Raw genomic sequence first — 10755 nt, 5'->3', positions numbered from 1 at the left:
CAGACCAGTCACAACCAACCATCGCGCGCCCGTGTTCCCCACGATCTCACGCACCACCGACAGTGCCCGATCCGGCAGGATGGACGCATGGCCGAGCCCCTGGATCTCACCGAAGCGACCCGACGCCTCGTGCGCACCGCCGACGGGTTGAGCGACGCTCAGTACGCCGAGCCCAGCCGCCTGCCCGGCTGGACCCGCGCCCACGTGCTGTCCCACCTCGCGCTGAACGCCGAGGGGCTCGCCGGAGCGCTGGCCGGGCTCGCCGACGGAGAGCCGGCCACGATGTACGCCTCCGACGAGGCCCGCGACGGCGACATCGACGACCTGGCCGGCCAGGAGCCCGCGGTCGTCCGGGACCGGCTGCTGGCGGCGTGCACGTCGCTGACCGACGCGATCGCCTCGGTTCCCGAGGATGCCTGGGACGCCGAGCTCGAGCGGACCCCCGGCGGTCGCCGGTTCCCCGCTGCGATGGTGCCGACGATGCGGCTGCGTGAGGTGGAGATCCACCACGCCGACCTCGACGCCGGCTACACGCACGCGGACTGGAGCGCCGACTTCAGCGCGTCGCTCCTGGACAGCGCGGTCGAGCGCCCGGGCCAGGCGGCGTTCGTCGCCGTACCCACCGACCTCGACCGCCGCTGGGAGTCCGGCAGCGGCGGTCCGACCGTGCGCGGTGCCGTCGCGGACCTGGGCTGGTGGGTCACCGGACGCGGCGGCGGCGCGGGCCTGCACAGCGATGACGGCGACGTACCGACGATCGGAGCGATCTGATGAGCTACACCGGAGAGGTCTCCCCCGGCGGCCCCGCGGACGTGCGCGACCTCGCGCACCTGACGATCACCAAGGTGGCCGTCGACGACCAGATGTCGAACAACTGCTACCTGCTGAGGTGCCGCGACACCGGCGAGCAGGTCCTGATCGACGCCGCCGACGCGTCGGCCACGCTGCTGCCGCTCATCGGCGACGCCGGCCTCAGCTCGGTGATCACGACCCACCAGCACTGGGACCACCACCGCGCGCTCGCCGACGTGGTCGCGGCGACCGGCGCGGCGGTCGTCGCCGGCGTACCGGACGCGGAGGCGATCACCGAGCAGACCGGCGTCCCCGTCGCGCGCCCGCTGGGCGCCGGGGACACCGTGTCGGTCGGCTCCTGCACGCTCGAGGTGATCCCGATCGCCGGCCACACCCCCGGCTCGATCGCGCTGCTGTACGACGACCCCGACGGCCACCCGCACCTGTGGACCGGCGACTCGCTCTTCCCCGGCGGCGTCGGCAACACGTTCGGCGACGCCGCCGCGTTCGCCCAGCTCATCGACGAGGTCTCGACGAAGATCTTCGACCGGCTCCCCGACGACACCTGGTTCTACCCCGGGCACGGCAACGACTCGACGCTCGGCGCCGAGCGGCCGTCGCTGGCCGAGTGGCGGGAGCGGGGCTGGTGAGCGAACGGCGCGTCGTCCAGCTGCTGTTCCTCGTCGGTCTCGGCCTGCTGGCCGTGGGGGCCGCGGTCTTCTTCTGGCAGTTCCCGCACACCCCGGACACCTGGTTCGGCTACCGGTCCGACGGCAGCTCGGACGCGGACTGGCACATGGGGTGGCCCGGCACCGAGGGCGACCTGCGCCTCAGCCTCGCCGGCGCGGCGCTCGCCGGCGCGGGGTTCCTTGTGATCCTGGTGCCGATCATCGCCTGGGCGGTGCGGCTCGGGCTGCGGCTGGCGGAGGCCGACCGCGGCTGACGACCGCGCGGAATGGTCACCAACCGCATGATTCCAGGCCCCGGACGTGCGGTTTGTGACCATTCGGCGGCACCGGCGACCTCGTGGGACGAGGATGCGGACATGAGGACGACGACCGACGAGGAGCGCGCGGACGGCCGGTCGAGGCGCTCGGCCATCAGCCGCAGCAGCCACGGCGACTGGACGCCGGCGCCCGACCGCCCCGACCCGGTCGGGGTCCTCAACGCCGCGAACGCCGACCGGCTCCCCGACCTGGTCCCGATCCGGTTCGGCCGGATGGCGGCCAGCCCGTTCGCGTTCCTGCGCGGCTCGGCGTCGGTGATGGCGGCCGACCTGGGCGCCGTACCCACCACGGGGCTGCGGGTCCAGGCGTCCGGCGACTGCCACCTGATGAACTTCGGGCTCTTCGCCACCCCGGAGCGGCACGTGGTCTTCGGCCTCAACGACTTCGACGAGACGATGCCCGGGCCGTGGGAGTGGGACGTGAAGCGGCTCGCCGCCAGCTTCGTGGTCGCCTCGCAGGACGTGCGCCTGGACGACGACCAGGCGCGCGCGATCGCGGTCACGGCGGTGCGGTCCTACCGGGAGCGGATCACCGAGATGGCGGCGATGTCACCGCTCGAGATCTGGTACGACCGGATCGACCTGGAGCGGCTGATCGCGGATGCGCCCGACAAGGCGGCCCGCTCCGCCCGGACGGACCTGTTGAAGAAGGCCCGCCGGCGGGTGGCCGAGGACCTGTTCCCCAAGCTGATCCGCGACGCTGGCGGCGGGCGCGGCATCAAGGACCAGCCGCCGCTGATCTTCCACCTCGACGAGGTGACGCCGGAGACCGTCGGCCCGTTCGTGGCGTCGTACCGGGCCTCCCTCGACGACGACCGCCGGGTGCTCTTCGACCGCTACGAGGTCGAGGACGTCGCGGTCAAGGTCGTCGGGGTCGGCAGCGTCGGCACCCGCTGCTTCGTGGTGCTCCTGCGCGACAACGCGGACCGGCCGTTGCTGCTGCAGGTGAAGGAGGCGAGCCGCTCCGTGCTGGCGCCGTACGCCGAGGACGCGTCCACGATCCCGGTCCAGGTCAACGAGGGCCACCGCGTCGTGGTCGGCCAGCGCCTCATGCAGCCGGCCAGCGACCTGTTCCTCGGCTGGGGCACCGGTCCGAACGGCCGGCACTTCTACATCCGCCAGCTGCGCGACATGAAGCTCTCGGTCACGCTCACCGGCGACGTCCTCCGGATGACCCGGTACGCCGAGTTCTGCGGCAAGGCGCTCGCCCGCGCGCACGCCAACAGCGGCTCGGCGTCGGCGATCGCCGGCTACCTCGGCTCCTCGGCGCGCTTCGACGACGCGATCGGCGAGTTCGCGGCGCGCTACGCCACCCAGACCGTCGCCGACCATCATGCGCTCGTCCAGGCGATCGAGGACGGACGGGTCGAGGCGATCTTCGAGACGGAGTAGGCCCCGGACACATGTCGACCCGCCCCCGGCAGAACGGGTGGCGGGCCGACGCGCACGGAGTCAGGCGACTGCGGGCCAGCCGCCCCCTCCCTCCTGGTCCTTGCGGTCGGTGGTGGTCTGCTCGGCCTCGGGTGGCGCGACCGCGCGCTCGCCCTCGTCGGCGTGCTCGGGCTGCTCGGGCTGCTCGGGCTGCTCGGTGTCCTCCGCGCGCGCCCGGGCGGCCTCGCGCAGCGCCTCGTCCGGGGTGAACGGCCCGAACCCGGGGTCGGCGATCGGCGGCAGGGCGTCGAAGCCGGCCAGCTCCTCGTCGGGCTGCGTCGTCCAGTCGTCGAGGCCCGGGAACGTCAGGTCCTCGAAGGCGGGAACGGCGTCGAGGTCGACCAGCTCGTCGAGCGGCATGCCCGCGGGCAGGGTCTCGGTCGAGAGATCGGCGAACACGCTGATCGAGCGCCACTCGGGCGCGGTGCCCGCGTCGAGGTGGTCCAGCAGCGTGTCCTCGGACAGCCCGGCGTCGACCACCGCGACCAGCCGCCCCGCACTGTGCGCGTCGATCCAGCGCCACATGGTCCGCGCACTGAGCCGGCGCCGCTGGGCGCGGCGCATCACCCGGGTGACGGTCTCGGCGGGGACGCCTTCAGCGCGCAGGAGGTTCTCGACGTCGAGCAGGTTGGCCAGCTCGGGGTTGCGGTAGACCTGGCGCAGTCGCCGGTCGTCGTCCCGCCCGGCCGGACGGGTCGCCACGACAGCCACGGCCCACCCCAGGAGGGCCATGCTGATCAAGCACAATCCGAGAATCATCGCTCCGCCTTCGTTCCGACATGTGCATCGTCGGCGATTGGGGGACCTGGGTTGATCACCGGCAGGCTCGACTCACGTGCAACCTCGTTGCCCGGGACCCTCCCCGCTGGCGCTCTGCTTCTCACCATCGTGACCCATAAACATGCGCTGGTCTGGACCAGAGACCTCTTTAATTCGGATCCGCGCCTCGCGCACGGTCAGTGGTAGGTCACCTTCACGACGTCGGTCACCGGCACCGACTGGCACCCGAGCCGGATGCCCTCCTCGAGGTCGTCGGCGTCCAGGACGTCGTTGTGGAGCATCTTCACCTCGCCCTCGAGCAGTCGGATCGCGCAAGCCGAGCACTCCCCCTCACGGCAGGAGTACGGCGCCTTCACGCCCTTCGACTCGAGGTGGTCGAGCATCTTGGTGCCCGGCGCCCAGTCGTCGAAGGCGTAGTTCTCACCGTCGAGCTCGACCTCGAGCCGGACCGGGCCCTGGGGCTGGTCCGAGCCCGGCGCGGGATCGGTGTCCTCCAGGTCGCGCTCGGCGTCCTCGATCTCGTGCTCGGCGACCTCCTTGTCGTGCAGGTCGCCGAAGGGGTTGCCGCCGAGGGAGACGAACTTCTCCTGGTGGCGCCGCTCGCGCGGGAACTCCAGCTCCTTGAGCGCGGCGATCGTCATCTTCATGAAGGGCGCGGGCCCGCACACGAACGCGTCGTACGACGTGAAGCTCGAGGCGAACGCCTTCATCTGGTCCTGGCTCGGCAGCCCCTGCACCGACTCGAGCCAGTGCACGACGACCAGCCGGTCCGGGTTCTCGGCGGCGAGCCGGGTGAGCTCGGCGGCGAAGATCACGGACCTCTCGTCGCGGTTCGCGTAGAACAGCACGATCCGTCCGGTCCCCTGCTGGAGCGCGGTGCGCGTGATCGAGATGATCGGCGTGATCCCGCTGCCTCCGGCGAACAGCAGCAGGTCCGCGCTCAACGACGCCGGCGTGAAGATCCCGCTCGGCGGCAGCACCCGCACCGAGTCGCCCTCGCGGACGTTGTCGCACACCCAGTTCGACGCGTAGCCCTCGGCGGTCCGCTTCACGGTGATCGTGAGCGGACCTCCCCCGACCGGGCTGCTCGACAACGAGTAGCAGCGCGCGGCCACGCCCGTCTGGTCGGAGGGCACGGCGAGGGTCAGGAACTGCCCCGGCTTGTACGCGAACTGCTCCTCGGCGCCCGCGGGCACCTCGAAGGAGATCGAGTGCGCGTCCGCGGTCTCCTCGACCACGTCCACGACCTTGAGCTCATAGCTGTCTTCCGACATCTGCTCAGTAACCGTCCTCGGCTCCGATGGACACCTGACCCTCTCGTACGGCGGCCTCGATGCTCGCCATGAGCCGCGGGCAGGCCGGGTGGCTCTCCCTGCCGTTGCCGCGGCGACCCAGCTCCGGGCACGCCTGCCGGGCCTCGCCGGTCCACTGGATCGACGTGTGGTGCTCGCTGTTCTTCTTCACGCCGACCTTCGCGAGGCAGTCCAGGCAGGCGACCTCCACCAGCCGAGCGGAGGTGTAGAGCCGCTGGTCCTCGAGCGTGTCGGCGCTGGTCGGGACGAACGAGGCCATCAGGTCCCCGACATCATCTGCGGAGTCTCGGTCGCGTCGTCCGACGCGTCCTCCTCGGCCTTCTTGCGCAGGTTGTCCGCGACCTCCTCCTGCCAGAACTCGTTGGCCTTGGTGGTGTCGACCTCGAACTCGAAGCGGTCCACCATCTCCGGGACCACGTCGGCCTGGTCGACGTAGAACTGCTCGTACCACCGGCGCAGCTGGTAGACGGGCCCGTCCTCCTCGCACAGCAGCGGGTTCTGGACCGGCACCTTGTTCTTCCAGATGTGCACGTCCTGCAGGAAGCCGCTGCCGAACATGTCGGCGTACTTCTTCGCGATGAAGTTCGCGGTCTTCTCGTCGAGCCCCTCCGGCCGCTTCACGGTGATGCCGTACTGCAGCCGGAAGGAGTCCGGGCCGGTCGGCACGTGGCAGTTCACCAGCACGACCTCGGTGTTGAAGCCCTTGTAGTCGGTGTCGAGCCAGTTGATCATGTACGACGGCCCGTAGTACGTGGCCTCCGACTTGAGGAACAGCTCGGCGTCGCCGTACCCGCCGGTCTTGTCGGGGCGGCCCTTCGACTCCATGAACTGGGTCGCCTGGGTGCCCTCGAAGACGTTGCGGAAGCTGGTCGGGAACGCGAAGTGCACGTAGTAGAAGTGGGCCATGTCGACCACGTTGTCGATCAGCTCGCGGCAGTTCGACCCCTCGATCTCCTCGGAGACCCAGACCCAGTCGGTGTACTCGCCCTCGGCGAGCCCGGGCAGCTGCGGAGGCAGGATGTCGTAGTCGGCCTTGGAGCCCTCGACGTCGTGCCAGATCAGCAGCTGGTCGTTGACGATCGCGGTCTCGTAGCGCTGGGTGCGCGCCCGCAGCGGGACCCGCCGGGCGTACGGGATCTGCTTGCACTTGCCGTCGCCGCCCCAGCGCCAGTCGTGGAACGGGCAGGCGATCTCGTCGCCCTTCACCTCGCCCTGGGTCAGGTCGCCGCCCATGTGCCGGCAGTAGCCGTCGAGCACGTTGAGCTCGCCCTGGGTGTCCGCCCAGACGACGAGCTTGCCGCCGAACGCCGTGATGCCGTGCGGCTTGCCGTCGCGGAAGGAGTCGGCCATCCCGATGCAGTGCCACCCCCGGGCGAACCGCTCGGGCGCGGTCCCCTGGTCGAGAGCTCGAACCTGGGTGTCGCTCATCACTGCCTCCAGCGTCGGTGGACCAAAACGAGAACAGGTTATAGTTTTCGTGGCCGGGATTCCAGCACGCGAGACCAAGCCAACGAAAGCCCAACGAAAGCAGAGTGCCCCATGCACATCGCCCTGACACCGGAGCAGGAGAAGCTGCGCGAGGAGCTGCGGGAGTACTTCGCCGCGCTGGTCACGCCCGAGGTGAAGGCCGGTCTGGCCGCGGCGACCGGCGAGTTCGGTGACGACGCGGTGTACAAGTCCGTGATCCGCCAGCTCGGGACCGATGGCTGGCTGGGCATCGGCTGGCCGACGGAGTACGGCGGGCAGAACCGCTCGATGGTGGAGCAGCTGATCTTCACCGACGTGGCCGCCGTCGCCGGCGTGCCGATCCCCTACCTGACGCTCAACACGGTCGGGCCGACGATCATGCGCTACGGCAGCGACGAGCAGAAGGACTACTTCCTGCCGCGGATCCTCAAGGGCGAGCTGCACTTCTCGATCGGCTACTCCGAGCCGGGTTCCGGCACCGACCTGGCTTCGCTCAAGACCCGCGCGGTCCGCGAGGGTGACGAGTGGGTCATCAACGGCCAGAAGATGTGGACGTCGCTCATCCAGTACGCCGACTGGATCTGGATGGCCTGCCGCACCGACCCGGACCTGCCGCGCCACAAGGGCCTCTCGATGATCCTGGTGCCGGCGGACGCCCCCGGGTTCTCCTACACGCCGGTGCACACCGTCGCGGGCGTGAGCACGAGTGCGACGTACTACGAGAACGTGCGGGTGCCGGCGTCCAACCTGGTCGGCGAGCTCAACGGCGGCTGGGCGTTGATGACGAACCAGCTCAACCACGAGCGGGTCGCGCTCACCTCCGCCGCGCCGCTGACGTACTCGATCGACATGGTCCGCCGCTGGGCGCAGGAGACCAAGAACCCGGACGGCCAGCGGGTGATCGACGCCGAGTGGGTGCAGATCGCGCTCGGCCGGGCGCACGCGCGCACCGAGGCCCTGCGGCTGATCAACTGGAAGCTCGCCGCCGACGCGGACGCCGGCGTCGCGCTGTCCCCGGCCGAGGCATCGGCGACGAAGATCTACGGCTCCGAGCTGGCCACCGAGGTGTACCGCTCGCTCATGGAGATCGTCGGCCCCACCGCCGGCATCACCGGCGCGTCGGAGGGCGCGGTCCTCCAGGGCCGCCTCGAGCGCTTCTACCGCTCCGCCCTCGTGATGACGTTCGGCGGCGGCACCAACGAGATCCAGCGCGACATCATCGGGTACGTCGGCCTCGGCCTCCCCGCGGCGAAGAGGAGCTGAACGACATGGACTTCCGGTTCACCCAGGAACAGGACGAGGCGGCCGAGCTGGCCGCGAGCATCCTCGCGGACCGCGTGACCAACGACCGGCTCAAGGCCGTCGAGGCCGCGGGCGACCGGTTCGACCGCGACCTGTGGGCCGAGCTCGGCTCCTCCGGGCTGCTCGGACTGGCGCTTCCCGAGCAGTACGACGGCGCCGGCCTCGGCCTCATCGAGCTGTGCCGGGTGCTGGTCGAGGTCGGCCGCACCGTCGCACCTGTGCCACTGGCGTTCCACGGCCCCGCGGCCCGCGTGATCGCCGAGCTCGGCTCGGACGAGCAGAAGCAGCGGTGGTTGCCGGGCGCGGCCTCCGGCGCGACCGTCCTGACCGCCGCGGTCGCGGAGGACCGCGCGTGGGCCCCGGTGCGGCCCACCACGGTCGCCACGCCCGACGGCGACGGCTTCCGGCTGACCGGGAGCAAGGCCGTCGTCCCGGCCGGCCCGTACGCCGACCTGTTCCTGGTGCCGGCCGAGACCCCCGCGGGCGTCAGCGTCTTCCTCGTCGAGCCCGGCGACGAAGGCGTCACGGTCGTCACCCAGACGTACTCCGACGGCGACGGCGTGGCCCGGCTCGACCTCGACGGCGCCCGGCTCGGTCCCGACCGCGAGCTCGCCGGCGCCGACGCGCGGCTGCGCCAGCTGTTGGTGCTGTGCGGCGCGGCCGAGCAGCTCGGCATCACCGAGGGGGCGCTGCGCCTGACGTCGTCGTACGCGAAGACCCGCGAGCAGTTCGGACGCCCGATCGGCACGTTCCAGGCGGTCTCGCAGCGGCTCGCCGACGGCTACATCGACGTGCTCGGGCAGCGGCTCACGCTGTGGCAGGCCGCGTGGCGGCTCGACGAGGGACTGCCGGCCGACAGCGAGGTCGCGATCGCCAAGCTGTGGGCGGCCGACGCCGGCCACCGGCTCGCGCACACCACGGTGCACGTGCACGGCGGCGTCGGCATCGACCTCGACGGCGAGGCGCACCGCTACTTCACCAGCGGCAAGCGCTTCGAGTTCCTCAACGGTGGCGCGACCGAGCAGGCGCTGAACGTCGGACGGATCCTGGCCGCCGAGCCCGCATGATGCCGACCGTGCGCGAGCAGCTGCTCGCGCGGGCCGACGACGACACCCGGGGGCTGCTGTTCGAGCGCGCCGCCTGGACCTGGGCCGAGGTGGTCCAGGAGTCGTGCGTCCGCTCGGCCCTGCTCGGGACCCTCCTCGACCCCGACCGGCCGCCGCACGTGGGGGTGCTGCTCGAGAACGTCCCGGACTTCGCGTTCCTACTCGGGGGCGCCGCCCTGGGCGGCCAGGTGGTGGTCGGCCTCAACCCGACCCGGCGCGGCGCGGCGCTCGCGGCCGACGTACGCCGCGCCGACGTGCAGGTGGTCGTCACCGACAGCACGCACGCCGACCTGCTGTCCGAGGTCGACGTGCCCGTGATCCCGATCGACTCCCCCGACTGGGCCGGACTGGTGGCCGAGCACCGCGCGGCCGGGATCCCCGACGTCGAGGTCGAGCCGGACGACCTGCTGATGCTGATCTTCACGTCCGGCACCTCGGGCGAGCCCAAGGCCGTGAACGTCACCCAGGCGAAGGTCGCGCACCCGGGACAGTTCCTCTCGGAGCGCTTCGGGCTCGGGGCCGACGACGTCGCCTACCTGTCGATGCCGATGTTCCACTCCAACGCGATCATGGCCGGCTGGGGTCCGGCGCTCGCCGCGGGCGCTGCGATCGCGCTGGCGCCGAGGTTCTCGGCCTCCGGCTTCCTGCCCGACGTGCGCCGCTACGGCGCGACGTACGCGAACTACGTCGGCAAGCCGTTGACCTACGTGATGGCCACGCCCGAGCGCCCCGACGACGCCGACAACCCGCTGCGACTGGTGTTCGGCAACGAGGCAAACGAGCGCGACATCGAGGCGTTCGGACGCCGCTTCGGCTGCGTGGTCGTCGACTCCTACTCCTCGACCGAGAACGCCGTCATCGTGCAGCGGGTGCCGGGGATGCCGCCCGGCTCGCTCGGCCGACCCGTCGACGGGGTCAAGGTCCTGGACCCCCAGACCATGCAGGAGACGCCGGACGCCGTGTTCTCCCCGTCGGGCGCCCTGCTCAACGGCGACGAGGCGACCGGCGAGCTCGTGAACACGACCGGGGCCGGCGCGTTCGCCGGCTACTACAACGATCCCGACGCCGAGTCCGAGCGGATGCGCGGCGGGATGTACTGGTCCGGCGACCTCGCCTACCGCGACGCCGACGGCTTCGTGTACTTCGCCGGTCGCACCGCGGACTGGCTGCGTGTCGACGGCGAGAACCTCGGCGCCGCCCCGATCGAGCGGATCCTGCTACGCCATCCTGCGGTCGACGAGGCCGCGGTGTACGCCGTGCCCGACGAGTCGGTCGGCGACCAGGTGATGGCCGCGCTCGTGGTCCGTGGGTCCCTGGACCCCGCCGGTCTCGAGGTCTTCCTCGCCGACCAGCCCGACCTGTCCCCCAAGGCCTGGCCGCGCTACGTCCGGGTCGTCGACACGCTGCCGCGCACCGCCACCAACAAGGTGCTCAAGCGGTCCCTCGCCGCCGAGGGCCCGGTCGCCGGTGACGGGGTGCTGTGGACGCGCGAGCCGCGCGGGACGGCGTACTCGGGGTGAGCTGAGGTCGTCCCAGGTTCACCAGGGGATGCGGGCGA

At 71.3% G+C, this 10755-nt stretch carries 11 protein-coding genes; 7 read left to right on the top strand and 4 right to left on the bottom strand.

What is annotated here, in order from left to right; translation table 11 throughout:
* The first annotated feature begins 87 nt into the window (after positions 1-87).
* From ABD875_RS02050 to ABD875_RS02035, 4 genes are all read left to right on the top strand, one after another.
* On the top strand, positions 88-771 hold the full coding sequence (locus ABD875_RS02050; RefSeq protein WP_345170804.1) for a maleylpyruvate isomerase N-terminal domain-containing protein: 684 nt from the start codon (positions 88-90) through the stop codon (positions 769-771).
* Positions 771-1442 carry an MBL fold metallo-hydrolase gene (locus tag ABD875_RS02045; protein ID WP_345170803.1) on the top strand — a complete coding sequence of 224 codons (672 nt, stop codon included), beginning with the start codon at positions 771-773 and terminating at the stop codon, positions 1440-1442. The genes ABD875_RS02050 and ABD875_RS02045 overlap by 1 nt, the downstream gene beginning before the upstream one ends.
* On the top strand, positions 1439-1735 hold the full coding sequence (locus ABD875_RS02040) for a hypothetical protein (protein ID WP_345170802.1): 297 nt from the start codon (positions 1439-1441) through the stop codon (positions 1733-1735). The genes ABD875_RS02045 and ABD875_RS02040 overlap by 4 nt, the downstream gene beginning before the upstream one ends.
* 102 nt (positions 1736-1837) lie before the next feature.
* Positions 1838-3190: a DUF2252 domain-containing protein gene (locus ABD875_RS02035; RefSeq protein WP_345170801.1), complete on the top strand. Its 1353-nt coding sequence runs from the start codon at positions 1838-1840 to the stop codon at positions 3188-3190.
* 60 nt (positions 3191-3250) lie between these two features.
* Here the strand turns inward: ABD875_RS02035 and ABD875_RS02030 are convergent, their stop codons facing one another.
* From ABD875_RS02030 to ABD875_RS02015, 4 genes are all read right to left on the bottom strand, one after another.
* Positions 3251-3940: a hypothetical protein gene (locus tag ABD875_RS02030; RefSeq protein ID WP_345170800.1), complete on the bottom strand. Its 690-nt coding sequence runs from the start codon at positions 3938-3940 to the stop codon at positions 3251-3253.
* A 245-nt stretch (positions 3941-4185) separates the two neighbouring features.
* A complete protein-coding gene (locus ABD875_RS02025; RefSeq protein WP_345170799.1) occupies positions 4186-5283 on the bottom strand; it encodes a 2Fe-2S iron-sulfur cluster-binding protein in 1098 nt (365 codons plus the stop codon).
* Between the two features lie 4 nt (positions 5284-5287).
* Positions 5288-5581 (bottom strand): hypothetical protein, encoded by a 294-nt coding sequence (locus tag ABD875_RS02020; protein ID WP_345170798.1) that lies wholly within the window; start codon positions 5579-5581, stop codon positions 5288-5290.
* Positions 5581-6750, bottom strand: coding sequence for a 3-ketosteroid-9-alpha-monooxygenase, oxygenase component (locus ABD875_RS02015; protein ID WP_345170797.1), 1170 nt, complete (start codon positions 6748-6750; stop codon positions 5581-5583). Before ABD875_RS02015 ends, ABD875_RS02020 begins: the two co-directional genes overlap by 1 nt.
* A gap of 111 nt (positions 6751-6861) precedes the next feature.
* On the opposite strand from ABD875_RS02015, the gene ABD875_RS02010 reads away from it, so the two are divergent.
* Genes ABD875_RS02010 through ABD875_RS02000 form a run of 3 tightly spaced genes read left to right on the top strand, consistent with a single transcriptional unit; the run spans position 6862 to position 10717 of the window.
* Entirely contained in the window at positions 6862-8052 is a 1191-nt protein-coding gene (locus tag ABD875_RS02010; RefSeq protein WP_345170796.1) for an acyl-CoA dehydrogenase family protein, read from the top strand.
* Positions 8053-8057: 5 nt separating this feature from the next.
* Complete coding sequence (locus tag ABD875_RS02005) at positions 8058-9158, top strand: acyl-CoA dehydrogenase family protein (RefSeq protein WP_345170795.1); 1101 nt, start codon at positions 8058-8060, stop codon at positions 9156-9158.
* The gene (locus ABD875_RS02000; protein ID WP_345172650.1) at positions 9158-10717 is read left to right on the top strand and encodes a long-chain-fatty-acid--CoA ligase; all 1560 of its coding nucleotides are present in this window, start codon (positions 9158-9160) and stop codon (positions 10715-10717) included. Before ABD875_RS02005 ends, ABD875_RS02000 begins: the two co-directional genes overlap by 1 nt.
* Positions 10718-10755 lie beyond the last annotated feature (38 nt).

The organism is Nocardioides caricicola (genome assembly GCF_039541135.1).
Taxonomy (GTDB): domain Bacteria; phylum Actinomycetota; class Actinomycetes; order Propionibacteriales; family Nocardioidaceae; genus Nocardioides; species Nocardioides caricicola.
Note: the sequence above shows the minus strand (reverse complement) of the source record. Positions and strands in the feature narration are given on the sequence as shown.

Coding starts and splice junctions, on each gene's coding strand:
- ABD875_RS02035 (WP_345170801.1), top strand. CDS start 1,838: ATGAGGACGACGACCGACGAGGAGCGCGCGGACGGCCGGTCGAGGCGC.
- ABD875_RS02015 (WP_345170797.1), bottom strand. CDS start 6,750: ATGAGCGACACCCAGGTTCGAGCTCTCGACCAGGGGACCGCGCCCGAG.
- ABD875_RS02010 (WP_345170796.1), top strand. CDS start 6,862: ATGCACATCGCCCTGACACCGGAGCAGGAGAAGCTGCGCGAGGAGCTG.
- ABD875_RS02050 (WP_345170804.1), top strand. CDS start 88: ATGGCCGAGCCCCTGGATCTCACCGAAGCGACCCGACGCCTCGTGCGC.
- ABD875_RS02005 (WP_345170795.1), top strand. CDS start 8,058: ATGGACTTCCGGTTCACCCAGGAACAGGACGAGGCGGCCGAGCTGGCC.
- ABD875_RS02045 (WP_345170803.1), top strand. CDS start 771: ATGAGCTACACCGGAGAGGTCTCCCCCGGCGGCCCCGCGGACGTGCGC.
- ABD875_RS02025 (WP_345170799.1), bottom strand. CDS start 5,283: ATGTCGGAAGACAGCTATGAGCTCAAGGTCGTGGACGTGGTCGAGGAG.
- ABD875_RS02000 (WP_345172650.1), top strand. CDS start 9,158: ATGCCGACCGTGCGCGAGCAGCTGCTCGCGCGGGCCGACGACGACACC.
- ABD875_RS02020 (WP_345170798.1), bottom strand. CDS start 5,581: ATGGCCTCGTTCGTCCCGACCAGCGCCGACACGCTCGAGGACCAGCGG.